This is a genomic window from Microcoleus pseudofavosus SVA1_A4, from assembly GCF_036700565.1.
Lineage (GTDB): Bacteria > Cyanobacteriota > Cyanobacteriia > Cyanobacteriales > Microcoleaceae > Microcoleus.
This window is the reverse complement of record NZ_JAUBPE010000002.1, coordinates 46,725-69,890: the sequence shown is the minus strand read 5'-3', so window position 1 is coordinate 69,890 and position 23,166 is coordinate 46,725. Positions and strand designations below refer to the sequence as shown.

The following is a 23,166-nucleotide window of genomic DNA, read 5'->3' as shown; positions in this document are numbered from 1 at the left end:
TTCTGTATTGCAGGTTTGCACTTCGCACCTTACCGCTATAAGTAGCACCTCAAACCACTTTTTACATACCTCCTAAAACTCAGAAGAAAAAACTAAAGTCGAGACTACCAACTGTTTTTTTTGATAATTGCGATTAATCAATATTAAATAATGTCCAGTCTCCGTCAAAGTATAGTAATTTATCGCTGCCAAAATCTGGACTCAGAAACTACAGAGAAAGAGTTCCCAATTCGAGTGTGGCTGAGTTCGGGCACGCAGCTAGCTTTTGACAGCGTACCCGATCGCATTCCGTATTGCGAAGGGGCTTTTATGCCAAAAGAACCTTGGAGGGAACCAACACCAGCAGAGTCTGCACTGCTTTGGGTTCATGAACCGCCGCCGCAATATTCGGGTGTAGGAATTGTGCGTTTACCTGCGGATGTTTTAGCTTTGTTTGCTGCTTCTGGTATCGCTTCGCTAACAACTCCCCTACAGGTTGCTGAGTTTAAATCGCATGAAAAATGTCGGCAGGCGCTGGATAAATTAATTGAGTATTTTCAGCCTTTTTGTCTGTCGGATGCGCCGCCGATTATTAACGGTATGGGAGGCAGGCAACCGGGATTGAGTACGGCAACAATTGATAATAAACGGGGCTGCCGCAACGGTTTGCATACTGATAATTGGGACGGGTTGCCGCTGGCTAAAAAGCAGGAGGCTACTAATCGGATTTGCGTGAATTTAGGGCGGGACAGCCGTTATTTGTTGTTTGTGAATTTGACTGAGATGGACATTTTTGAAAGGCTGGGGTGCCCTGATTCTGATGTTGGAAAACCTTGGACGCGACAGTTAACCAATGAGTTTATGCAGCGCTATCCAGAATATCCGGTGGTGAAGCTGAGAATTGCACCGGGCGAGGCTTATATTGCACCGACTGAGAATATGATTCACGATGCTTCTACTGCCGAAATGAAGCATTTAGATGTTAAGGTGATGATGCGCGGTTATTACAGGATTCCAGCATGAGTTTTGCCGTTAGCGAAGCCCTCGAAGAGGATCGCACTTTTACAGATACTGTTAGAGATAGTTTGAAGGATGAGGGAAAATTGCAAGAGTCGATCGCCCTTTACGAACAGTCGATCGCCCAAAATCCCAATTCGCCCTCAGCTTACCACAATTTGGGAAAAGCGCTGCAACAAAACGGGCAAATTGCAGAAGCTGTCGCCTGTCACCAAAAAGCCATTCTCCTACAACCAAACTTTACTGCTGCTTACTTCCCCTTGCTGTACGCGCCGCTGCCTAAAGATTCTCCTTTGATTGACAGCCTGGTTGCTCTTTACCGCGAAGTTATCGAGATTTTGCCAAATTTTCCATTAGCTTACATTAACTTGGCTGTAGCGCTGAGCAAGCAGGGAAAAATCCAGGAGTCGATCGCGCTTTTTCAAACAGCAGTCCGCTTGCAAACAGTCGCATCTCGCCCGGAATTGTCGCAAGTAGAATGGAATTGGGCCTCATCGCGATCGGCAGAGTTCATTATCATCGGTTCTCCCCGCTGCGGCACAACTTCTCTCTACAAATATATCACTTCGCACCCTCAGATTTTACCTGCTGCCAATAAAGAAATCTGTTTTTTTTCAGAACATTTCAACAAGGGAATAGCTTGGTATCGATCGCATTTCCCGCCGCCCATAGACGCGCATCATTTTTTGACAGGAGAAGCAACTCCGACTTATCTGACTCACCCGCTGGCTGCGGAAAGATTGCAGGGTTGTTTGCCCAAAGTTAAGCTGATTGTAATTTTGAGAAATCCGGTCAATCGGGCTTTTTCGCACTATCAAATGCTAGTGAGACGCGGTACGGAAGGCAGAAGTTTTGAAAAGGCGATCGGTTCCGAGTTGCAATTGCTTGATGGCGCAACAGAAACCAGCTTAGAAGATAAAAATCATTGGAAAGATTGTCATTATATTTATAAGAGTCTTTATGCTTGCAGTCTCAAAGAGTGGATGAAACTTTTTCCCAGGGAACAGTTTTTGATTTTGCAGAGTGAAAAATTTTATGCCAATCCGGCTGCGACACTCAAACAAGTTTTTGAGTTTTTACATTTGCCAGATTTTCAACTGGGGAATTATCAAAAGTACAACGGTGGTGATTATCAGCCTGCGGATGATGTTGTCAGCCAGCGATTGCGCGAGTATTTTCAGCCGCACAATCGCAAATTAGATGAATATTTGAATTCTGTAGGGGCTGGTTTCACCCACCATACGTGGCTGTAACTAAAGATTTAAATAAACCCGCCCCCACAGATATTATCAGCCTTAATCCGCTTAAATCTGCGGTTAAAGACCTGCAAATCTACTTACTAGCATAACCCGTACTTACCAAAAACTCCAGCAACTTCCCAAAGAATTGAGTGCGATCGCGCCCTTGATAAACCCTCTCCAACAACTGCCAACCTTCCGCCTCCTGGCCCATGACATACTTGTTCGCCATGAAGGCCGCCAAAACCCCTTTCACCTCCCCATTTTCACTCAGACGCTTGTTAGATTCCAGCCAAAGCTCAGCAGAATTTGTGTATACTTCCACCGGATACTGTTTGCTAACATCTTGCATTTTTCCGGCGCGATACTGCCAAACTTGCAGCGGGAAGCGAGAATCAGCGTAATTAGTAAAAGCTTCCGCAAATCGCCCGTCCTGACTCTTGAACTCTGGGATATCATTTTTGCCAAAATCGACAATTTCGTAACTCACATTGCCCCAGAAATGCTTGATATGAGTGTATTTGTTAGCTCCAGAATCGTAGCGGTAAATAAACGAATAATTGCAGCAGCGGACACCGCTTTTGATTGACACTAAATCTGCTAGCACTTCCGGTTCCTTGTCGCCGTCCAAATCGCGAATTAGCAGCGATAACAAACGTCCTTCTGATATTTCTTCGCTGGCTCTTTGGTCGGGATTATCTACTAGAGAACGAGTCGGAATCAGCACTGGTTCTTCCAATAAAGTTTTACCGTTGCGGATAATTTTGATGCGGAGATTTTTACCATTTTCTCCTTCCTTCACGAAAGAAACTTCTGCCCGAACTTTCCCCGATTCCGAGATTTCTGTAGTTCTCTGCGGGCCGGCATCCGGCGGAACTTGGGCGATATATTGGGCAGGAACTAAGGCAGTTTGACCGGGTTTGGCGATCGCCTGACAGAGAAAAGCTGCTACTTCGGCGCGAGTAGCATTGCGCGTAGGTTCTAGCTGTTTGACGGCGGGATAATTGACCACAAGTTGTTTTTCTGCGGCGGCGGCGATCGCATTTCTTGCGAGTTCGGGAATTTCCGGTGCATCCTCAAAAGTCGCATCCAAAAGCTCAGCCGCCGGCCCCGCAGGCGTATATTTCAAGCCGCTGCTTAAAGCTACCAAAACCTGCCAGCGGGTAACATTCAAAGTGGGGTTAAAGATACTGCCACTGTATCCAGACATAAAACCCGTCTGATAAGCTTCTCGAATTGCTTTAAAACCCCAGTAATTCGTGGGAATATCTGCAAAGTCGATCGGATTGCGGACGGTTTTGGCATCGGGAAAAGCCATGCGAATCATTGCCGCAAACTCAGCGCGGCTGACTGGGCGATTCGGGCGAAAAGTGCCGTCTTCGTAGTAGCCGCTGATAATTTTTTTCTCTGCTAACTCCTCAATGCAAGCTTGCGCCCAATGGTCGTTAACATCCTTAAATTTGGCTTGAGCAAATGCCGGCGCTACATTCAGACCCGGAAATACTAAATTCCCGATGATTATCCCCAGGGCTACCACTAAAGCGATGATAGCTTGCCATCTGTGCGATCGAACCATAAAGCATCCTCCTTTGTCACCAAATCTGCGAGCGAAACTCACGCAAACTTTACATAGTATCAGCTATTCTAACCCGATCGAGCGCTTATTTAGAATCCAAAGTCATCTCCATCAGCAACTTTGTTTTCATTGTTAATTCTTCTGGATTACCTGCAACTTTAAGAGTAATTTCAGAATTAGAATTGATAGAGACGACCGAACGAACAGGCATTAATTGCTCCAGTCGCATTATAACTTCTCCCTCACCCTGAGACGCAAAATATTTTAGGGTCATAGTAGAGCCAGCAGGTAATTGGGGTAAAGTCAAATTTTGGGGATTTGCTTGTTGTTCTACACGAGTTTTGAGAGTGGCAACTCCATCTTGCAAGCCAATCAATTCATAGGTAGCAGTTTGATTCACATTCATGCCACTGACATTAGATGGAAAAGAGATGCGCCATTTGGCTCCTTTGCCAACTGCTTCTGTCGGCAGAGGTGAGGCAAGCTGTTGTAAAGATTTAGACATATTTTGAACCATTTTTTTGACGTTGTTGTCAGCTTCTTGTGGCAAAGTAAAGCTACCTCCTTTATTAGCGCCTCGACTATCCATGATGAAAGAACCTTTCAATCCAGCTAACTTTTTGACTGCGGATCGCATACTATCCAGGGCGGCAGTTGGCAAATTTGGATCGTCGCCAGCAATATCCGCGTTAGCGTATGAAAACTCGTAGTGAATATCTCCATTGGCATCAATTTTAGTGGCTTGTGTGTCTATAGTTAAGACCATTGTCGGAACTTTATTCACATTCATACTTCTGTCTGCTGTGGACACTACCATCTCCATTTTAACGACCATAGTTGTCGTTTTTTTGATACCTAAAGTTGGCTTTAAACGCAACTGTTGTCGGGGTTCTACTCCCGGATTTAGCAATTCGACTTCTTGAGGGGGTTTCGAGTTGGCAGCAGGCGCGGCTGCGTCACGGGCTGGCTGCTGAACTACAAGTGGAGTTTCAGCACTGAGGGAAGCAGGAGAAAGCTCGATCGCCCATCCGGCGCTCGCCAAACAAAGAGATGCAATAAACAGTGTTCTTTTCATTAACTTAATTTCCTGTTATTTGAATGTTTGCGTGTTGCCACAGTCGATCGACTGTCACGAATTTGTAACCTTTATACAAAAGCAATGGAATTATTTTATCAGCAGACGCTGCAACATCTTCGCCACCGCAATAGCCGTCGTGCAGTACAATAATAGATCCATTTTCAGTTTGCTGCACGACGCGACTAATAACTTTCTTAACCCCCGGTCGCACCCAATCTTCCGGGACGACACTCCACATTATAGGGCGATATTCCCACTGTTGCAATAACTCTAATGTTCGCGGCGTAAAAATGCCGTTGGGCGGCCGCACGTCCCGAATTAATTTTGGGTCTAAATCGCAAGCTTTGGCAATTGCTTTTTGCGTGTCTTCTAAACTTTGTTTTAGTTCGTGGGTTTTGAGTTTGGCAAACGATATATGCTGATAGCCGTGGAGGCCGATCCAGTGTCCGCAATCGCAAACTTCTTTAGCCGTGTCTGGATGCCTGTCAACGCAAAATCCCAGCCAGAAAAAACTAGCTTTTATGTCATATTTATCTAAAACTTTTAACAGTTGAGGTGTGTGCTGCCGGTGCGGCCCGTCGTCAAATGTGAGGGCTATTTCTCGGCTGCTGCTATCTCCCGTCCACAGACATCTGGGAAAAGCAGATTTGAGGATGGGATGAACGACAGGAAACAGGGGTGCTAGTGGCATTGATTAACCTTGATAAATGCGATCGGGTAGAAATGAAGCTGCGTTACAATAGAATAAAGTTAACTCAATCGAGGTAAATATGACAACTGCCGTTGATATTGGAACGCTAATTGTCCGCACGCCGGGAACTTGCGGTGGCCTCCCTCGCATCGCAGGTACAAGAATGTCCGTTCGGAGCATAGCAATTGACTACAAAGCAGGAATGACTCCTGAAAAAATTGCTGAAGAATTTCCGCATTTGACGTTAGCACAAATTTATGCAGGCTTGGCTTATTATCACGCTAATAAAGATGAAGTTGAGGCGGAGATAGCAGCGTACTACGAAGATTGCAAGTATTGGGAAGCTGAATACATGGCAGGTAAGTTATAGTGAGTCAAATTCGTCTCTATATTGATGAAGATTCTGGTAACCTTTCGTTGGTAGAATCTTTGCGTAATTCTGCTGTAGAGGTGATGACTACCTCAGACGCGAACAAACTTAGCTCTTCAGATGAGGAGCAGCTAATCTGGGCAACTGAGCAAGGGCGCGTCATTTACAGTTCTAACATGGGAGATTTCTGCCGTTTGCACAGAACTTTTGCTGAACAAAAAAGAACTCATTCAGGAATTATTGTTGTACCTAAACAAAGTTACTCAGTAGGCGCTCAGTGGCGGGGAATATTGAATTTTATGGCGGCTAAGTCAGCAGAGGAAATGATAAATCAACTCGAATATTTGGGGGCTTATATTAGAGCTAAATAACTATCTGTAATAGATGAGCATCGCCCTTACAAAATTCCTTAACTCTTTGGATAGAGCCTCAAACTATATCCGATCGCATCGACCTCTATCTCGCGGTCGATGCGATCGCCCTGCGGTGTCCTCCTATACTGAAAACCAGCATAACTAATCGAGAAACGATCGAGGAGGAAAAATGACCGAGGAATATTTAGCCGAACGAACAGTTTCAGCCGTATTTAAGGAAGAAGAACAATTAGACGGCGTAATTCGGCGCTTGCTCGATCGCGGAGTTTCCCGCGACCACATCTCAGTAATGGGAAAAAACTTTCAATCTAAAACTAAAATTGCCGGCTTTATTACTAAAAAAGATGTGATATTAGGCGGTCTGCGAAGCGGGGCGATTTTTGGTTCCTTATTCGGTTCTTTTTTGGGCTTGCTAACAGGCGTCGGCGTGCTATTTATTCCCTTTGTCGGTGCAGTAGTCTCGGCGGGCCCGCTGGGTGCGGTACTGTTGGGTGCAGCTAGCGGCGCGATCGCAGGTTCGGCCGGCGCGGGTCTAGTTTCCGCTTTGGTCGCTTTGGGAATGCCGGAAGAGAAAGCAACTATCTATCAAACCCGCGTTGAAGCAGGCGAATTTCTCGTGATGGCAGAAGTTCCCGCCGATAAATCGGGCGAATTTCAACTATTGCTAGAAAGTGCAGGCGGCGAAGAAGTTTCAGTTAGCGAGATGACCTTGCCGCGCGCCGTCAAAGGTCGCTGCAATAGTCCGGCAGATTTGTCTCCCGAAGTGCGATCGCACCTGTCGGAAGCTGCTCAAAAAACCTTTATGGAATCCTACAACGCCGCATTTGACGAAAGCAACGACTCGATACAAGCGGAACACACCGCTTGGAACGCCATTCACCAGCAGTACGAAGAAGATGAAAACGGCGTTTGGACTAAGCCTTTAGCAAAAGTCTAGTCTTCCAATCGCAGCAAACTAATAAAAAATACAATCAAGCCTCTAGAAATGCGGTTCTGGAGGCTTTGACGATTTTAGATTTTAGATTTTAGATTTTAGATTTGAAGATTGTGCAAAACTTAATTCGTAAAGACTTGGGAATTACCGAAAGTCTCATTACTGTTTGAAAGTGGTATTGCATTAGGTTGCGTTGTCAAGTACAATCTATAGGCTTACAATATAAAGTTGAGTTAAGCAAATGCAAAAATACGTTTGTACAGTTTGCAATTACGTCTACGATCCAGAAGTAGGCGACCCCGACGGGGGAATACCGGCGGGTACTCCTTTTGAAGATATCCCCGACGATTGGGTTTGTCCCACTTGCGGGGCGGTAAAATCCGATTTTGAACCAGAATAAGCGAGAAAAAATTTGTCCGATCGAATCCTCAAAATTACAGTCATTGGCGGCGGTGCTGCGGGTTTTTTTAGTGCAATTACCTGTGCCAAGACCTACCCGCAAGCCCGCGTCACTTTACTAGAAGCTGGCCGGCAACTCCTGGCAAAAGTTCGCATCTCTGGCGGCGGGCGCTGCAATGTCACTCACGCTTGTTTTGACCCCGGTGTTTTAGTGCAGAATTACCCCAGAGGAGGGAAAGCTCTGCGCGGTGCTTTTACTCGATTTCAGCCCCGCGATACTGTTGAATGGTTTGCAGGTCACGGTGTGAAGTTGAAAACAGAAGAAGACGGGCGAATGTTTCCGATTACAGACGATTCGGGGACAATTGTTAACTGTTTGATCCGGGCTGCTGAGGATGCAGGCGTAAAAATTCGCACCGGCGATGCAGTAGTTTCAGTAAAGAAATTAACGGGGAACACCGCAGAGGACGAACAGGGGGACACCGCCCCTAGGTTTGAAATTGAGTTGAAATCGGGGGAGAGATTTAAGTGCGATCGCATTCTTCTCGCTACAGGTAGCAATCCCTCGGGTTTTAAGTGGGCAAAAGAGTTAGGTAATACTGTAGAACTGCCCGTTCCTTCTCTATTTACTTTTAATATTTCCGACAGCAGAATCAAAGATTTAGCCGGAATTTCTGTTCCTAATGCTAAGGTAAAATTGCCGGGAGCTAAATTAGAACAAAGTGGGCCTTTGCTAATTACTCACTGGGGTTTAAGCGGGCCTGCTGTACTCAAACTTTCGGCTTGGGGTGCGAGATTTTTGCACGATCGCCATTATAAGACGAATGTCCTGATTAATTGGCTTCCCCAGTACAATGCGGAGGTTTTGCGGCAGCAACTAATAGCGGTTAAATCGCAGTTGTCGCACCGATTAATCGTCTCTAGCTGTCCGTTTCCGATGCCGCGCCGCCTCTGGGAACGTTTGACAAGTTCGATCGGCATTGACGACCAAAAACGCTGGGCCGACTTATCTAACAAAACCCTCGATCGCCTCCTGCAAGAGCTCGTTCAAGGCGAATATCAGATTGCAGGAAAAGGCGCATTTAAGGAAGAATTCGTCACCTGCGGCGGTGTCAACCTCAAAGAAGTCGATTTCAAGACAATGGAAAGCCGCCGCTGTCCGGGACTTTTCTTTGCTGGCGAAATCTTGGATATCGACGGCGTGACGGGCGGTTTCAACTTCCAAAGTGCCTGGACTACAGCCTGGTTGGCCGGGCTGGCGATCGGCAAATGATACTATTTTAGATTTTAGATTGGTCAATCAAGGTTTAGGAGTTGCGATCGCGCGATCGGCTTGCCTGTATTAAATTTTGTGTTATTTTTGAATTAAGGCGCACAAATGTGTTTCCACTTCGGCTTGCAGACAAAATTCGCAGTTTTGCGGAGTTAACATCGGGTGAGATACATGAAAAACTTGAATCTAAAAACCCTAAAGTTCGATCGCAACCTTGAGGGCCATCTTGACTCACCTTTCATCGAAAAAAATGGCTTGCTGGAATTCAACCCCAAATTTATCACTCCCGAATTTTTAACAGCCTGGACGTTTGAAACGCACCTGTACGGCGAACAAGTTGCGATCGACCACTTTGTCATCACATTTCCCAGCCGCAGCGCACTCGAAAAATACGCCCAATCTTTTCACCCCTTCGGTGCCAAAACAGTTGAAGGCCCCGACTTGTTCCCGATCAACTTTTGTTCGGGAAACATTAACGTTCCCTCCGATTTGTGGCTGCATTTAATGACCTTATTAATGCCAGCGGGCGGCTTAGTAGTATTAGATGCGCCCCACGCAGCCGGCGACCAAAAAAACCGCTTCCAGCAAGAAAGAGGATTAGCAGCAGTTCACCACGTTGCGATTCGAGTCGAAAACGTGCAGAATGCTGCTACAATATGGCAAAATAAAAACTTCAAACCCCTGTCCGATCGACCCTTAGATTACGGCTCATTAACCCAGTGGTTTCTGCAAAACCCCGCCGGACAAATCATCGAATTAATCGAGCGCCGCCCCGGAAACAACGCCACTTTCGACTGCAAAAACATAGCAGGTTTGCGCCTCAGCGAAAAAGTCAGTAGTCAGCAGTCATTAGTTAACAGTTAACAGTCAACAGTCAACAATGCCCCATGCCCCATGCCCCATGCCCAATTCCCAATTCCAAATCTATGGTCGCATTAAAAATCCCAAAAGTCACCATTCAACCCCCAACATTCAACTCAGTTGAAGAAGAACGCCGCCACCGCAAACAACGTTTAGCCGCGGCATTCCGATTATTTGCCCGCTTCGGATTCAGCGAAGGAATTGCCGGACACATCACAGTCCGCGACCCCGAACACCTAGACCATTTCTGGGTCAATTCTTTTGGGATGCACTTTAGTTTAATTCGAGTCAGCGACCTAATTTTAGTCAACCACAAAGGCGAAGTTGTTGAAGGAAATAAACCCGTCAACGAAGCAGCATTTGCCATTCATTCCCAAGTGCACAGCGCCCGCCCCGAGGTAATCGCAGCAGCGCACGCTCATTCTCCCTACGGCAAAAGTTGGTCAACACTCGGCCGCCTGCTTGACCCGCTGACGCAAGATGCTTGTTCTTTTTATGAAGACCAAGCTTTATTTGACGATTACACCGGAGTTGTTTTGGAAATCGAAGAAGCTAAACGCATCGCCAAAACTTTAGGTGAGAAAAAAGCTATTATTTTACAAAATCACGGACTTTTAACAGTAGGTCAAACAGTAGATGAAGCAGCTTGGTGGTTTATTTCAATGGAACGTTCTTGTCAAGCGCAGTTAATGGCCGAAGCAGCAGGAAAACCAATTCTCATCAAGCCAGAATGTGCGCGTTTAACACAGCAGCAAGTAGGGTCTCACCGCATGGGATGGTTTAGCTTTCAACCGCTTTACGACATGATAATACGCCGGGAACCTGACTTATTAGATTAGCACATTATCTGTAGGGACACGGCAGTGCCGTGTCCTTACTGCTGCAGCGCTGACACCGATTCCAACCAAGCTATCAAATCCTCTTGACTGGTAAAATCTAGCAAGATTTCTCCTAAATCATTTAATTGTTCTGGAGATAACTGCTGGATGCGAGTTTGAATTTCAGGCGGGATTTCGCCAGTGCGCCGCGCGATTTGACGCAATATTAAAGCTGTTTGCCCCTCAATTAGACCTTCTTGGCGACCTTCTTGGCGACCTTCTTGCATCCCCTTAATAACAGCACCGCGTTGGTCTTCAAAGAACATTTCCCGCTTTTCTAATGATGCTAACTCCTCCAGGTTTAAGGTAGACCTGTTAGCGATGTTAAAAGCTGTTTGAATTTCTGGTACTGATGCCAATATATCCGGTATTTCGTCTAGGTTAGGAGCATTTTTTATAAAATAAACCCAGCTTTGAATCAGACTTTGAACTTCTTCTAATTTTTGGTTAAACTTGGGAAGTTCAAGAAACACTAATTCGATTTCTCTATAATACTCAAAATTTTCTTCCACTTCTTTGAAGACAAAGTGTGACAGAAATTTCTCGGTGTTCTCAAACAGGATAAAATCTGTAATCGTGAGAGCGATGAGAGGATTTAATTTTGAGTAGCCTTCTCTCGGTTTGAGTTGAGTTGCGTAAGTTTTGGCTGCATTGTATATGATGCGCTTAGTAAAAGCTTCTACATTGATGACCTGCATTTCGATAATTACAGTTTTGTTGCCTGTAATTTTCGCTTTGACATCTAGGTAAGTGTCTTTTAACCCAGTAATGCTCGGTGCGGTGTATGGATCGATGATTTCTAAGTCTTTAATTGTTGGCTCTCCGTTGTAGAGCATAGCATTGAGAAAGCTCATTAAAACTTCTTTGCTCTGGGGCGAGGCAAAGATTTTTTTGAAGCCAAAATCGGTCTTAGGGTTGATGAACTCCATAAAGGGTAATTAGTAAAGGTGTTTAATGATGGTAATTATATCACAAAAGTCCTTCCATTTCTAAGTCTTCAATTATGTGCAAACCTCGGGGATCTCCGACTCGCAAAAGTGAAGATTTAGCATCTTCCCGCACCCCCATATCTTCATCTTCTTCTAAAGCTTCAATCAGACCATCGATCGCCCCAGCGTACACTACATTATTCGGCAATTCGCGGGCCAGTTGCCCGATCGCCCAAGCGCAGTTGCTCCGCACAGCAGGTACAGCATCTCCCCGCAGCGCTTCAATCAACGGCGGAATCGCAGCAATTACGACATAGTAACCAACTTTTGCCATTTGACCCAGAGAACTCGCCGCCCACAAACGCACCGCCGAAATATCAGTTTTTAGAGCATCAATTAAAGATGGCAAAGCGCGGTGATCTCTGCAATTTCCCAGGGCCCAAACTACCCCTTTGCGAACGTAACCGTTCCAATCGCGGTTGAGCTGAAGAATCAGCGGTTGCACAGCATCGGGACTCGGATTTCGTCCCAAAGCATAGGCCGCGCTCACCCGCACCAAGGGGCAACCGTCTCTCAACAAATTAATTAAATGCGAAATTGCTCGATCGTCTTGCAGTTCGCAAAAAGCCCGCGCCGCAATCATCCGGTGCCCAGGTTCCGGGGATTCCAGCAAAGGCAGCATTTCCTCTGGATCTGGCAGCGGGGGTTCGGATTCGTCAAATTGATCCAAAGGGCTTTCCAGTTCCGTGTCAGTATCAAGGGCGTTGGGGTAGTCGTTATTGTTCATAAAAAAACTTTACCGCACTGAGGATGCTCCTAAGCAACAAGCGTCAGTTGGCAGTCAATAATTGTAGGGTGCGCGCGCAGTACCTTACTACTGAGATATTGCACCATTGTCAGCAAGATGCCTGTGAAGCGAGAAAATTTATCTTTTGTGGAACAGGCATCTTGCCTGTTCATAAAAGGCTAATTGAGAATGGTGCAACATATGAGTTACTACAAAGGAATATCTCTGCTGTTACTTAAGTTTGTAGTTGAGGACTTCAGTCTTCATAATTTGGATGAATAATGACTAAAGTCCTGATTCCAAACCAGTAGAATTTATTTTTCAAAGGGATTTGATCATCCAGACAGAATGGCTCTGATAGCCTAATTTTTGATAGAGATTCATCGCCGGCTGATTGTTCAGAAAAACTTGCAAACCAATTTGCCCATCGCCCCTTTCCCGCGCCCAATTTTCAGCATGAATAACTAAAGCTGCACCGATCCCCAGACGGCGGTGTTCCGGTGCTACGTAGAGCAGAAAAATGTGAGCGTGGCGCGCTCCGGTAGCTTGGTCGATCGCATTTCCCAACCACAAACATCCCACAACCGATTTGAGATTTTGGACTTGAGATTGGGGATTGAGATACCCCGAGGGAAGCACGGGCAAAATTTCTGCCTCTTCCTGGCTGTTTTTCTGGCACTCTACCCACCAAACCGGCGTCTGGTTAGAAAAATACTGCTCGACAGTTTGAGCTAAATGTTCCAATTCCCGATCGGGATAAAGCTCTCGGTAAGTCCGGTGCAGGAACTTTAGCAGTTTTGCCCGATCGAGTCCCGATCCCGATCGCAGCCAGTAGCCCGGTATCAGTTGAGCAGACATCAGCTCAGCGGACACGGATATCGGCATAATTTAGCCCCAAGAAAATTGGATTGACTGCTGCCGCTTGCTTTTGGGGGATCGCTTCCTCAATCGGCGCCGGGGCAGCCATGTCAGCCGGCAAAAAGATGCGAGCGCTGACTGCTACCAGAGCCGCGAAAAATACTAATATCGCTATAAATGGAGCAATGTATTGACGAATGATAGCCATAACCGCAAAAACTTGATTCTTGAGTTGATATTATCAAGTCTACCATAAAAATCTTGTCAGCTATAATGGCTGCCATTGGACACTTAGCTCAAGCTTGAGCGATCGCAAATACCAACAAACACAAAATATAATATTATGAGTGCCTCGCCTGCTGTTTATGAAGCTCTGGCTAAATCAATTGTTTTTTTAAATCAAAAGCCCAACGCGCAAAATGAAGTTTCGCGTTTCCTGAATACTAACGGCTACTATATCGATCGCATATTCGACGATCTAGAAACCGGCTTTTATGCGATCGGCTTCGCTTCATCCGATCCCCAAAAACCGCCCGTCCTCGTATTTCGAGGTACAGATTTCATCGACGGCGAAGCTCTGTTTTCAGACTCCAGGGATATAGGCTTACCCGAATTTGAAAACAACAAAGATAATATCAAAAACTGGCTCACAGAAATCGGTCAAAATACTGGTAAAAACCCCAGCAAGTTATTGCCCGATGTCATCGGGCACAGTTGGGGCGGAGCAGTCGCTCAAATTGTAGCGAGCGAATACACATCTATTACCGGCGATATCTTTACTTTCAACTCTCCGGGAGTGTCAGCGAGTACATTCAACAATTTTCGGAGAAATCTCAGCAGGGTCGGCAACAAAAATGTCAATCACTACATTGTCAGCGGAGATTTCGTCAGCTTGTTTGGCGAAGCATTTCTGCCGGGAAAAGTATTTATTCAAAGTTTTACAGACCCGAGTATTAATCCCTTAACTGTTTTAGCAAAACATCGAACCGAAAATTTGTTAACTGCTCCGCCAGCGGGTTTTTTCCAGAGGCAAATTTCTGTAGAACAATTAAACAGTCCCGAGTTTGCTTATAACAACGACTCAGATTTTAACGAGTATATCGCTGCGATGAATTTTGCCTTGCCCAATGTGTCAATCGCAATCAGAACCAGAGCGGGTGCAGAGAGTTTGAGAACAGCACCAGAATTTTCTTTTGTGCAGTTAATCAGACAAATGCAATACGGTTTAGCTCCCTTGCAACCGAATTATTTATCAGGGGACGATCGCAACAATACTGCTACTGGCGGCGCTGGAGAGGATACAATTATCGGCAACCGCGGTAACGATACTCTCAGAGGCAATCGAGGTAATGACAGCATCACCGGTGGTGATGGCGACGACTTCTTGTACGGTGGCAGAGATAACGATTATTTGGACGGTGGCGACGGAAACGATTTGATTTCCGGCGAGTTTGGCAACGATGTTTTAATTGGCGGCGCGGGGCGCGATCGCTTTGTATTGGAATCCGGCGGCGGAGCAGATGTGATTGTAGATTTTCAAGATAGTGAAGATTTAATTGCACTGTCGCGGGGTCTAACTTTTCCTCAAATTAGAGTAAGTCAAGGTGTTGACGGAGCTTTAATTACTATCCCAATTACTGGGGAAATTCTTGCTACTCTCAGAGGCGTAGTGGCCAGCGATATTACGCGGGCGGATTTTGTATAGATTTAGTGCGATAAAAGTTGGTAGTTTGGGTGGCGCGAAAGCGTGACTGGTTTTGTAGCGAGGTTGTTTTTCCTCACAAAAAATCTCTGCTAAACCTGCCCCTACAAAGCAATGCAATATGACAAATTAATATTGTTAATAAACGCCGTATACTGTAAACTTAGTGAAGTAGCTTAAAAACTAATTCCCAATCAAACGACAGGAAATAAAAAAATATGCCCTCTTCCCCCGCAGCTTACGAAACTATAGCCAAGCAACTTGTTTACATAGATAACAACCCCCAGTTTCAAACCTTAGTTCAAACTGGTTTGATCGCTGCTGGCTACCAAATCGATCGCACGTTTGACGATCCGGGGACTGGATTTCACGCGATCGGCTTAATTTCCACCACCCCAGACAAACCGCCGGTTTTGGTATTTCGCGGCACCGACTCGCTCGTAGACGATGTTGCAAACGCAGACCCGCGCGGCACCGGTTTCAACCAATTTGAAGCCAACAAACAGGCATTAGGAAATTGGCTGACACAAATCGGTCAAGATACAGCCAAAAACCCCAGCCGCTTGCCACCAGACCTTCTCGGACACAGCTTGGGCGGTGCTTTAACGCAGCTAGCCGCCACCGAATTTACATCTGCGATCGGAGATGTTGTCACCTTCAATTCTCCCGGAGTCGATCAGAGCACAGTCAATACATTTAAGCAGAAAGCAGGCGCCAGCAAAAATGTAACTCACTACATAGTTAGCGGCGATTTTGTGAGTTTGGGAGGAGAAGCTTTCCTACCGGGAAAAGTAGTTCTTCAAACATTTACTAACCCGATTATTAACCCGCTACTTGTCTTGGAAAAGCACACCCAAAGCGGTTTGTTAACTTCTCCTCCTCCCGGCTTTACTCAGACAGAAATCTCTGTAGATCAGTTGAACCGCCCTAATTTCACTTTCACAGATTCAGATTATTTAGAACTGTTAGCTGGCTTAGACTTTGCACTGCCCGCCTTGGCAACATCGCTGGAATCGCGCAGCAGTTTAGAACAATTAAGAACCGCTCCGGGAAGCTCCTTTTTAGCAAACGTTGTGGCAATGCAAACTGCTCTCGATCCATCCCAAATTAATAATTTAGTAGGTGACGATGCCAACAATACAGCCTCTGGTTTTGCAGGGGACGATATTATCGTTGGCAATGGGGGCAACGACACTCTCAGCGGCAATCGAGGTAACGATATTATCAGCGGTGGCGCCGGCAACGACCAGCTATTCGGCGGCAAAGGAGATGATAATTTGAACGGGGGAGATGGAGACGATACCCTAGTTGGCGCAGCAGGTGCAGACTTCTTAATTGGCGGTGCTGGACGCGACTTATTTGTGTTGGGAATTGGGGCTGGTACAGACACAATTATTGACTTTCAACAGGGTGAAGATTTAATCGGTTTGACCAAAGGTTTGAGCTTTAACCAACTGAGATTTACTGAAACCTCGGTTTCAACTGGGATCGAGGTTATCAGCACAGGTGAAGTTCTTGCCAGTTTCTTCGGCACACTAAATAGTCCGCTTACAGCTAGCGATTTCAGTTTGATTTAGTTAGCAATACAGATATTGGGTAGGGACACAACATTGTTGTGTCCTTTATTTTGTGGGCGCCAAGTAGGAACGTCAACAGATACAATTTAATTAATCGAAATCGTCCAGTCCCGGTCTCGGCATAGATGCTAATTTTTGCTCATCTTCTAGCGGCAAAAAGAAAATTGTCAGCATACCCGGAATCACAGCGAGTGCACTCATCAAGAAATAATTCTGATAGCCGAGATTCGCCTGCAAGTAGCCACTAAAAACCCCCGGAATCAGCACTCCTGCGGCCATGAACGCTGTTGTAATCGCATAGTGGGATGCTTCGTATTCCGGGCGGACAGTCCGCATTAAGAACACTGTATAGGCTGCTACGCCAAGTCCATAGGTAAATTGCTCGATCGAGTTTACGGCATAAGCCCATTCAATCCCCGGTTGATTGATTGCCAACAGCCAATACAGCACGTTAGTCGAATTTTGGAGAATAGCCGTCGGCCACATCCATTTTTTCAATCCTTGTTTAGCAATCAAATAGCCGCCCAGCAACCCTCCAATTAACAGAAAAATCACCCCGATCGTACCCGATAACAGACCCATGTCCGATGTAGAAACTGCTAATCCTCCTTTCTCCACTTTATCCATTAAAAATGGCGGAGCCATTTTAAACGTCAAGGCATCGCCCAACCGGAAAATCAAGACATAAGTGACAATCCAACCAATTTTATGTTGCTGGAAATAAGTTTTGAATGCTTCGATAAAGCTGGTTGTTTGTTGGGGGGTGTCGGATTCCAGATCGTAATTTCGAGGATAGGGAAGATACCACCGCTGAAAGAGATATATCAGCACAAACATAATCGCACAAATGCCAAAGGCGGTCGCCCATCCGTAGTTAAGCGCAGACACGCTAAAAGAGGAACCGAAAAGTGACAGCGGAATGTCTTGATATATTTTGGTGTCGCCTGTATTTCCGGTGATTAAATGCTGTTCGGCCAGTTTCCCGGCTAAGAAAACCAATACACCGCTACCGGCAATGACAGCACCTCTATAAGCCGTGTTGCGAACGCCGACAAACAAGGCTTGCTGGTCTTTATTGAGAGTGTTTAAATAAAATCCGTCAATGGCGATGTCGTGAGTAGCTGACACAAAGGCGATCGCTGTAAAGATAACAAGCGATATAATAATCGGTGCCGGCGTCAATACACCAAAAGCTAGGAAAGCAAACAGAAAAGCACAAATGATTTCGGTTGTTAAAATCCACTTGCGTTTAGTTGAATACAAATCAACTACCGGGCCCCACAAACCTTTTAAAACCCAGGGAAAAGACAAAAGACTTGTCAATCCGATCAATTCGTTGCTGGTTCCCAAACCTTTCAAAAAAATCACCGACATTAAATTAACGACGGTGTAAGGGAGACCTTGAGCGAAGTATAATACTGATACCCACAATCCAGCGTTATGCTTTTTTTCCATTGCAGAGATATTTTACCTAGTTACTTATTTGATTTACTGAGTGCGATCGACAATTCCGGTCAATTAAACCGCTTGCATCACAGTATATGTCATTCCGATGCCAGCGGCAGCGATATAAACAGTGTATTTTAGCATCCTTCGGACTCACAAATATTTGCATTTTTGGAATAAGCCTGCAAAAGATTTTCTCCGTTAAAATGAACCAGGTGAGTAGCGTCTTCTGCTACCCAGACATCAGTTTCCCAGGAAATATCAGATAAATATTCCGCCATTGCCTTGCGGCTGAGGAAAGCTGTCACCATCACCAGAGATACTGTCGAACTTCTAAAAAGATTCTCGAGCTCAGTTTTGCGTTTTGGATTAATCGGGCCGTGAGAAGTAACCGCTTCAATCAACACCAACCAGTTTTTTTCAGTGAAGTGAACAATTACATCTGGCATCTTACCGTGAGCATCGACTGTAACGCCTAATGCAGTTAGCGATGCTTCATTGAAATAAGCAAATTTCTCATCCGTATCTCCGACATAAAGCAGCCAGCCAGCAGGAGTAAAGCGAGAAGCAAACTCACTGACAATTTTTGCGATTAAGATGTTATGATCTCCGGGCGAAAGAGTTTTGACATCACCTTCGATTGTAATTGGAATCTGCGCCATTTCTCGCTCTTGTGCATATCGTTGCTTCAGCGTTTAGACGGAGGCGAGGTAAGCGCGAAGATTCTTGTCCCAGTCAGAAGTGTCATAAGTTCGCAGCAATTCCCAAGCACTTTCTTCTATCTGATATGCAGTTTTTGGACTATTCACCGGACGTTCGGGACTGTCAGGATTAACAACAATTAAACTTGCCTCTAGAAACTGATGCACCGTTTGCTTGCGCACAGATTCCCGCGTATTTGGCTCATAATTTTTACCGTATTGCTGAGCCATAAATTTCATAATTGGTGTGATGTCCAGAAGTGGAGATTTTGCCGATGCCCAAGCATCCTTTGGCTTGAGGTCAAGCAAAGCCAGAAGGGTTAAGGCGGAACGTTCGTTAAGCTGACCTTTTGGAAAACCCAGCGCTGCAAGTATTTCTAGAGATTCATCAATACGGTTCTTGATTGTCATCGGGCTATTTTCTAACTGATTTGTCGCGTTAAGCAGTTGTCTTTCGACAAGTCGATCGAGCTCCCGCTGTGTAGGAAATATTTCTCCAATTTGAGCGCCAAGTAAAAGTAATTGCTCTAAATTAGGATACTTCAAACTGCGTAAATCCGTAGCATTAACTTGAGTGTGTCCGTTGAACAGTCGGAAAAACGCATCTACCAAACTCGAATTTAGATAAACGGCCAATCCCCGCGCCAGGGTGAGGTCTAATCCGCGTCCCTGTTGGTGAAAGTAATTCAAATGGTTCTCAAAACCAACGCGAGAACTATTAATTTTATTGGCATCCCAGACAACTGCAACAATTCGCTTTTTCTCTTCCTTTGAGGAGAAGCGCTTGCTCAAAACATAATGTTCGTTAGGTACGAGGAGTGCAGCAGTTTTTTCCGTGACAGCTAAAGCTTGATGCTTTCTGGTTGCTGTGGGATATTCAACACCGCCAGCCCAGAAGTGTGCGGGATAAATCAGCGGAACTGTACCGCTTTCAGGTTTTAGCCGCAAGTCAGAGCGAACGCGAAAATCTACAACTTTTCCGGTAGAAACTGTTAAGCCTAATTCCTCTAGGGTGCAAGTAAATTGAGCCATTTGCTCGACTACTTTCTGGCTGACAGCATCCGGTAAAATCCGAATAAATTGCTCGGAATCTTTGGGATTAATTAGGGCGGTATAGGGCAGTTGGTGAGATAAAACCAGGTCGTCGCCCGCGCTGCTGCTTGAGGTAATTAGTACAGTATCTGGCTGTTCTATTTGTTTGGTGGCGCGCACAATAATAGTTTCTTGCAGCACCGCATCATCGCGAAATGGCAACTGTCGGGATTCAAAGATGTGTACTTGGCGTAAAGCCATCATTTGAAGGAAGACTTTGCGGAAATCTCGAAAGTATAAACCGTTGCAAAAGCTGCGGGGAGTAATCGATACTAATTCACCGTTTGGTTTGAGCAGGTGAGCGGCAGCAACTGTGAAGCCAGTGTAGAGATTGCTGGTTTCTAGCCCTATAGAACGCAGCAAGGTTCGGGCTTGGGATTTAGCGTCTATCTTGGCATAGGGAGGATTGATAATTGCATGGGTAAATTCCCGTTTTACTGGTTGTGTAAATAGATTGGGCTGCAACATATCGGCGCTGTCTTGAATAAAATCTATTTCGCGAATTTCAAAGGTAAAATATATCCCAAAACGCTGACATTCTATACTGCATAATTCTAAAGTTTGCTTGAGGTATTCTATCAAAATAAGGTCAATTTCATAAGCTGTAACGTGCAGGCTACGCGGTCTGTTTGGGCGCTGACAAAGATCGCAAACAACTGCTGCTAACAGCGAACCAATTCCTGCACCGGCATCTAAAAGCGATATATCGGGACAGTTAAATTCAAACATTCGGGCCATCAAACTTGCGACTGAAGAAGGTGTTAAAAATTGTCCTTTTTCTCCTCTCTGGCTTTGCTGCAACTTTCGGGTTGCTTCTTGGCGCCAGCAATCTACTCGATCGAGTAAATTGCTTGCAGTTGAGTAGCTGTTACCCGGAAGGGCTAGGGTTTGAATGTGCGGTACTATCATTGTTCAAAAAGTGCGATCGCCAGTTCAGTGTATTTTCGCCCAAAATTGCACCGATGTGCGAAAATGTCAAGCGGACGCGAAAATCTACAACTTTCCCGGTGGAAACTATCAGGAGGTAGCTGACGATGACAAACACTCAAACCAAGCGTTTTCCGCGCAGCCTTGACTTATTTTGCGGCATGGGAGGGTTAACTCTGGGTTTTAAACGTGCTGGCATCCAAGCGATCGGCGGCATAGATTACTGTGAAAACGCCAAACAAACTTTTGAACGCAACCTATCTCCACTTCCGTGTCTGGTATCTGACTTAACCCAGACAACCGTTTCCGAAATAGAGGAATTTTTTAAAATTTCGGCAGCAGAAATCGACATTATTACGGGGGGAGCACCGTGCCAAGGATTCAGCACTGTTGGCAAGCGAGAAATAACAGATCCTCGAAATTCTTTATGGCGCAATTTTCGCGACTTGGTGGCTGAAATTCGTCCTGCTTATGTCATTATCGAGAATGTTGAAGGAATGCTGGTAATGCAGGGAGGCAAAGTGCGCGATTCAGTCATCGCTAGCTTTGCTGATATCGGCTATCACATGAAATGTCGCCTTTTAAAGGCGGCTGACTACGGCGTACCCCAACTGCGAAAACGTGCTTTTTTTATAGGTTGGCTTGATGGATTGCTGCCGCCTGAGTTTCCAGTGCCAATTTCTCACTATTATGTGACTGTAGCTGATGCAATTTCAGATCTACCCCCATTAAATGCTGGAGAAATATGTAAATCTTACAAGAGTATGCCACAAACTGACTATCAAATAGCTAGGCGCAAGACCGCCAACATACTGCTACATCACGAGGCGGCCAATCATTCACAAAAGTTAATTGAAATTCTGAAGTATATCCCAGATGGTGGAAACCGAAAGTCTATTCCCGATCGCCTTCAACCAGCCAGCGGTTTTCACAATAGCTATGCTCGACTAGCTAGTGATAAACCAGCTATTGCTGTAACATCTAACATGAGAAAACCTTCGTCTGCACGAGCTACTCATCCTAGTCAGCATCGAGGATTGACTGTCCGCGAAGGATTGAGGCTGCAATCTTTTGATGATGATTTTGAGGTTATTGGTTCGAGAACATCACAGTACCTTCAAGTCGGAAATGCCGTACCGCCACTACTAGGATTGGCGGTAGGCAAGGAAGTTGTCAAGGCTTATCAAAGCCATTCAGAAGATGAAATTGTTAGAGCCCGATCGCAAAAAATAAAGCCACTCAATTCAGAGTTAATTTTTCCGATTCAGCTTGCTCTTGAAATCACAGTTTAACTTTGATAATAAGTAAGAGAGTTGTGTTGGGGATCTCGATCGCCAATAAATGCCAGCAGCCTGCCAACAGCACTAGGATTCTGTTCAACATGAGCAAGATAGTGAAGCATTTCATGCACGGCTGCATCCTGCTTTTGCCAATCCCAGATCCTCACGGATCTAATTAGCTCGTCTTGTGCGAACGGAATGATGCCGTCGTCGCTAAGTAGAGAACGCGCTTCGCTGTTTATGGAAAGTACAAAAGCCACGCCAAGAATTTGATTGCCTGTTACTTGTTTCTGGAAACTTCCCAATTGTTGCTTGAGGTTTTTAAGCGAAATGTGGCAGTCTTTTACTTCTATTGATATTTCTAGATCCAGACCGTAATAACAGTCAATATCTCCAAAACGGCGCTGTCTGGACGACCCTGTTCGTACCTTATCAACGACAAAGCTGAGATGAGGCCGATCGGCTTTGAAATAACCGCAAGCAATGGCTTGAAAAACTAAACCCCCATTCTCATCTGGATCGCTGCGCGGGTAATTGTTTATTATCTCTGGAAATAAACGAACTCGTAACGATTCTCTAGTAACAAATATGTTCTTTTGCAATCGTTCAAGACCAAAATCAATAAGTTTTTGGCATAATTGAAAGCGTCCAGACTCGGACAGACGAAAACAGAGAATCAGCAGGTCTTGAAACTTTTGCCATTGACCTGTATTGTAAACATAAGCACTAGGATATTTAGAACGATTTAGACTGTGAAAAAATTGAACAATTGACTCTTCTATACGTCGGATACCTACTTGAGTAGATTGAGCAAATTTTAAAGTTAGTGTATTTGCCTGTTGTTCTCCCCGTTCAGTGACAACTTGGTAACGTTTAAATAATTCTTCAATTGTAAGCTGCTCTCTTAATTCTTTGGCAGAGTCATCAACATTAGATAGACGCTGTGCGACGATCGCAAAATCAAGGGCAAGACCGAGGATATACTTCATCCGGGTAAATCGGCTACCTACGTATTCCAATACCTGTTGGATTATTATCTGTTCGCTATTTGCTACTTCGTCAGGCTCAAAGCCAGTCCCAAAGTGTGGCGAAAGAAGTTCTTGAATTGCTTCTATCTCACTATCAGTGCGTTCGTACATTGAAAAAATAGAGCGATCGTATACAAAATACCAGAGTTCAGTATAAGCCATCGCTATTCC

At 45.3% G+C, this 23,166-nt stretch carries 24 protein-coding genes; 12 read left to right on the top strand and 12 right to left on the bottom strand.

All coding sequences use genetic code 11. From position 1 onward, the window contains the following. Positions 1-150: 150 nt before the first annotated feature. Complete coding sequence (locus QUA02_RS01250) at positions 151-1,002, top strand: hypothetical protein (RefSeq protein ID WP_333024656.1); 852 nt, start codon at positions 151-153, stop codon at positions 1,000-1,002. Beyond that, a complete protein-coding gene (locus QUA02_RS01245) occupies positions 999-2,249 on the top strand; it encodes a sulfotransferase family protein (protein ID WP_333024654.1) in 1,251 nt (416 codons plus the stop codon). Before QUA02_RS01250 ends, QUA02_RS01245 begins: the two co-directional genes overlap by 4 nt. 79 nt (positions 2,250-2,328) lie before the next feature. Here QUA02_RS01245 and QUA02_RS01240 read toward each other — a convergent pair whose 3' ends face one another. The 3 genes from QUA02_RS01240 to QUA02_RS01230 form a co-directional block, all read right to left on the bottom strand. Beyond that, complete coding sequence (locus tag QUA02_RS01240; protein ID WP_333024652.1) at positions 2,329-3,810, bottom strand: S-layer homology domain-containing protein; 1,482 nt, start codon at positions 3,808-3,810, stop codon at positions 2,329-2,331. Positions 3,811-3,895: 85 nt separating this feature from the next. Continuing rightward, a complete protein-coding gene (locus tag QUA02_RS01235) occupies positions 3,896-4,885 on the bottom strand; it encodes a DUF6263 family protein (protein ID WP_333024650.1) in 990 nt (329 codons plus the stop codon). A gap of 4 nt (positions 4,886-4,889) precedes the next feature. Next, positions 4,890-5,579: a polysaccharide deacetylase family protein gene (locus QUA02_RS01230; protein ID WP_333024648.1), complete on the bottom strand. Its 690-nt coding sequence runs from the start codon at positions 5,577-5,579 to the stop codon at positions 4,890-4,892. A gap of 79 nt (positions 5,580-5,658) precedes the next feature. On the opposite strand from QUA02_RS01230, the gene QUA02_RS01225 reads away from it, so the two are divergent. The 7 genes from QUA02_RS01225 to QUA02_RS01195 all read left to right on the top strand — a co-directional run bounded on the left by QUA02_RS01225 (position 5,659) and on the right by QUA02_RS01195 (position 10,629). Beyond that, positions 5,659-5,949: a DUF433 domain-containing protein gene (locus QUA02_RS01225; RefSeq protein ID WP_333024646.1), complete on the top strand. Its 291-nt coding sequence runs from the start codon at positions 5,659-5,661 to the stop codon at positions 5,947-5,949. After that, on the top strand, positions 5,949-6,320 hold the full coding sequence (locus QUA02_RS01220) for a DUF5615 family PIN-like protein (protein ID WP_333024644.1): 372 nt from the start codon (positions 5,949-5,951) through the stop codon (positions 6,318-6,320). The genes QUA02_RS01225 and QUA02_RS01220 overlap by 1 nt, the downstream gene beginning before the upstream one ends. Positions 6,321-6,492: 172 nt before the next feature. Beyond that, positions 6,493-7,260, top strand: coding sequence for a ChaB family protein (locus QUA02_RS01215; protein WP_333024641.1), 768 nt, complete (start codon positions 6,493-6,495; stop codon positions 7,258-7,260). Positions 7,261-7,498: 238 nt separating this feature from the next. After that, complete coding sequence (gene rd / locus QUA02_RS01210) at positions 7,499-7,657, top strand: rubredoxin (RefSeq protein WP_333024639.1); 159 nt, start codon at positions 7,499-7,501, stop codon at positions 7,655-7,657. Positions 7,658-7,669: 12 nt separating this feature from the next. Continuing rightward, positions 7,670-8,929, top strand: a complete 1,260-nt coding sequence (locus QUA02_RS01205) for a BaiN/RdsA family NAD(P)/FAD-dependent oxidoreductase (RefSeq protein ID WP_333024637.1) — start codon at positions 7,670-7,672, stop codon at positions 8,927-8,929. A 171-nt stretch (positions 8,930-9,100) separates the two neighbouring features. Then, entirely contained in the window at positions 9,101-9,793 is a 693-nt protein-coding gene (locus QUA02_RS01200) for a hypothetical protein (RefSeq protein ID WP_333024634.1), read from the top strand. Between the two features lie 62 nt (positions 9,794-9,855). Then, positions 9,856-10,629, top strand: coding sequence for a class II aldolase/adducin family protein (locus QUA02_RS01195; protein WP_333024633.1), 774 nt, complete (start codon positions 9,856-9,858; stop codon positions 10,627-10,629). A gap of 35 nt (positions 10,630-10,664) precedes the next feature. On the opposite strand, the gene QUA02_RS01190 is transcribed toward QUA02_RS01195, so the two are convergent. The 5 genes from QUA02_RS01190 to QUA02_RS01170 all read right to left on the bottom strand — a co-directional run bounded on the left by QUA02_RS01190 (position 10,665) and on the right by QUA02_RS01170 (position 13,450). Next, complete coding sequence (locus tag QUA02_RS01190; protein WP_333024631.1) at positions 10,665-11,597, bottom strand: Rpn family recombination-promoting nuclease/putative transposase; 933 nt, start codon at positions 11,595-11,597, stop codon at positions 10,665-10,667. 40 nt (positions 11,598-11,637) lie between these two features. After that, complete coding sequence (locus QUA02_RS01185) at positions 11,638-12,384, bottom strand: HEAT repeat domain-containing protein (protein WP_333024627.1); 747 nt, start codon at positions 12,382-12,384, stop codon at positions 11,638-11,640. Positions 12,385-12,413: 29 nt separating this feature from the next. Beyond that, entirely contained in the window at positions 12,414-12,557 is a 144-nt protein-coding gene (locus tag QUA02_RS01180; RefSeq protein ID WP_333024625.1) for a hypothetical protein, read from the bottom strand. A gap of 148 nt (positions 12,558-12,705) precedes the next feature. Beyond that, positions 12,706-13,242: a GNAT family N-acetyltransferase gene (locus tag QUA02_RS01175; RefSeq protein ID WP_333024623.1), complete on the bottom strand. Its 537-nt coding sequence runs from the start codon at positions 13,240-13,242 to the stop codon at positions 12,706-12,708. 4 nt (positions 13,243-13,246) lie between these two features. Next, on the bottom strand, positions 13,247-13,450 hold the full coding sequence (locus QUA02_RS01170) for a DUF8624 family small hydrophobic protein (RefSeq protein WP_333024622.1): 204 nt from the start codon (positions 13,448-13,450) through the stop codon (positions 13,247-13,249). Between the two features lie 135 nt (positions 13,451-13,585). Here QUA02_RS01170 and QUA02_RS01165 point away from each other — a divergent pair, with 135 nt between their 5' ends. Beyond that, entirely contained in the window at positions 13,586-14,947 is a 1,362-nt protein-coding gene (locus QUA02_RS01165) for an alpha/beta hydrolase family protein (RefSeq protein ID WP_333024620.1), read from the top strand. 215 nt (positions 14,948-15,162) lie between these two features. Continuing rightward, complete coding sequence (locus tag QUA02_RS01160; protein WP_333024618.1) at positions 15,163-16,521, top strand: Tle-like phospholipase domain-containing protein; 1,359 nt, start codon at positions 15,163-15,165, stop codon at positions 16,519-16,521. Between the two features lie 90 nt (positions 16,522-16,611). On the opposite strand, the gene QUA02_RS01155 is transcribed toward QUA02_RS01160, so the two are convergent. From QUA02_RS01155 to QUA02_RS01145, 3 genes are all read right to left on the bottom strand, one after another. Continuing rightward, positions 16,612-17,976, bottom strand: coding sequence for an MFS transporter (locus tag QUA02_RS01155; protein WP_333024616.1), 1,365 nt, complete (start codon positions 17,974-17,976; stop codon positions 16,612-16,614). A gap of 128 nt (positions 17,977-18,104) precedes the next feature. After that, positions 18,105-18,629 (bottom strand): BsuBI/PstI family type II restriction endonuclease, encoded by a 525-nt coding sequence (locus tag QUA02_RS01150; RefSeq protein WP_333024615.1) that lies wholly within the window; start codon positions 18,627-18,629, stop codon positions 18,105-18,107. A gap of 33 nt (positions 18,630-18,662) precedes the next feature. Then, a complete protein-coding gene (locus QUA02_RS01145) occupies positions 18,663-20,669 on the bottom strand; it encodes an Eco57I restriction-modification methylase domain-containing protein (protein WP_333024613.1) in 2,007 nt (668 codons plus the stop codon). Between the two features lie 125 nt (positions 20,670-20,794). Here QUA02_RS01145 and QUA02_RS01140 point away from each other — a divergent pair, with 125 nt between their 5' ends. Next, positions 20,795-21,979: a DNA cytosine methyltransferase gene (locus tag QUA02_RS01140; protein ID WP_333024612.1), complete on the top strand. Its 1,185-nt coding sequence runs from the start codon at positions 20,795-20,797 to the stop codon at positions 21,977-21,979. Here QUA02_RS01140 and QUA02_RS01135 read toward each other — a convergent pair. After that, on the bottom strand, positions 21,976-23,157 hold the full coding sequence (locus QUA02_RS01135) for a hypothetical protein (protein WP_333024610.1): 1,182 nt from the start codon (positions 23,155-23,157) through the stop codon (positions 21,976-21,978). The two genes, QUA02_RS01140 and QUA02_RS01135, sit on opposite strands and share 4 nt — an antisense overlap. Between the last annotated feature and the right edge of the window lie 9 nt (positions 23,158-23,166).

Coding starts and splice junctions, on each gene's coding strand:
- QUA02_RS01135 (WP_333024610.1), bottom strand. CDS start 23,157: ATGGCTTATACTGAACTCTGGTATTTTGTATACGATCGCTCTATTTTT.
- QUA02_RS01150 (WP_333024615.1), bottom strand. CDS start 18,629: ATGGCGCAGATTCCAATTACAATCGAAGGTGATGTCAAAACTCTTTCG.
- QUA02_RS01235 (WP_333024650.1), bottom strand. CDS start 4,885: ATGAAAAGAACACTGTTTATTGCATCTCTTTGTTTGGCGAGCGCCGGA.
- QUA02_RS01225 (WP_333024646.1), top strand. CDS start 5,659: ATGACAACTGCCGTTGATATTGGAACGCTAATTGTCCGCACGCCGGGA.
- QUA02_RS01245 (WP_333024654.1), top strand. CDS start 999: ATGAGTTTTGCCGTTAGCGAAGCCCTCGAAGAGGATCGCACTTTTACA.
- QUA02_RS01175 (WP_333024623.1), bottom strand. CDS start 13,242: ATGTCTGCTCAACTGATACCGGGCTACTGGCTGCGATCGGGATCGGGA.
- QUA02_RS01250 (WP_333024656.1), top strand. CDS start 151: ATGTCCAGTCTCCGTCAAAGTATAGTAATTTATCGCTGCCAAAATCTG.
- QUA02_RS01200 (WP_333024634.1), top strand. CDS start 9,101: ATGAAAAACTTGAATCTAAAAACCCTAAAGTTCGATCGCAACCTTGAG.
- QUA02_RS01155 (WP_333024616.1), bottom strand. CDS start 17,976: ATGGAAAAAAAGCATAACGCTGGATTGTGGGTATCAGTATTATACTTC.
- QUA02_RS01195 (WP_333024633.1), top strand. CDS start 9,856: ATGGTCGCATTAAAAATCCCAAAAGTCACCATTCAACCCCCAACATTC.
- QUA02_RS01140 (WP_333024612.1), top strand. CDS start 20,795: ATGACAAACACTCAAACCAAGCGTTTTCCGCGCAGCCTTGACTTATTT.
- rd (WP_333024639.1), top strand. CDS start 7,499: ATGCAAAAATACGTTTGTACAGTTTGCAATTACGTCTACGATCCAGAA.
- QUA02_RS01185 (WP_333024627.1), bottom strand. CDS start 12,384: ATGAACAATAACGACTACCCCAACGCCCTTGATACTGACACGGAACTG.
- QUA02_RS01180 (WP_333024625.1), bottom strand. CDS start 12,557: ATGAACAGGCAAGATGCCTGTTCCACAAAAGATAAATTTTCTCGCTTC.
- QUA02_RS01145 (WP_333024613.1), bottom strand. CDS start 20,669: ATGATAGTACCGCACATTCAAACCCTAGCCCTTCCGGGTAACAGCTAC.
- QUA02_RS01230 (WP_333024648.1), bottom strand. CDS start 5,579: ATGCCACTAGCACCCCTGTTTCCTGTCGTTCATCCCATCCTCAAATCT.
- QUA02_RS01240 (WP_333024652.1), bottom strand. CDS start 3,810: ATGGTTCGATCGCACAGATGGCAAGCTATCATCGCTTTAGTGGTAGCC.
- QUA02_RS01165 (WP_333024620.1), top strand. CDS start 13,586: ATGAGTGCCTCGCCTGCTGTTTATGAAGCTCTGGCTAAATCAATTGTT.
- QUA02_RS01190 (WP_333024631.1), bottom strand. CDS start 11,597: ATGGAGTTCATCAACCCTAAGACCGATTTTGGCTTCAAAAAAATCTTT.
- QUA02_RS01215 (WP_333024641.1), top strand. CDS start 6,493: ATGACCGAGGAATATTTAGCCGAACGAACAGTTTCAGCCGTATTTAAG.
- QUA02_RS01160 (WP_333024618.1), top strand. CDS start 15,163: ATGCCCTCTTCCCCCGCAGCTTACGAAACTATAGCCAAGCAACTTGTT.
- QUA02_RS01170 (WP_333024622.1), bottom strand. CDS start 13,450: ATGGCTATCATTCGTCAATACATTGCTCCATTTATAGCGATATTAGTA.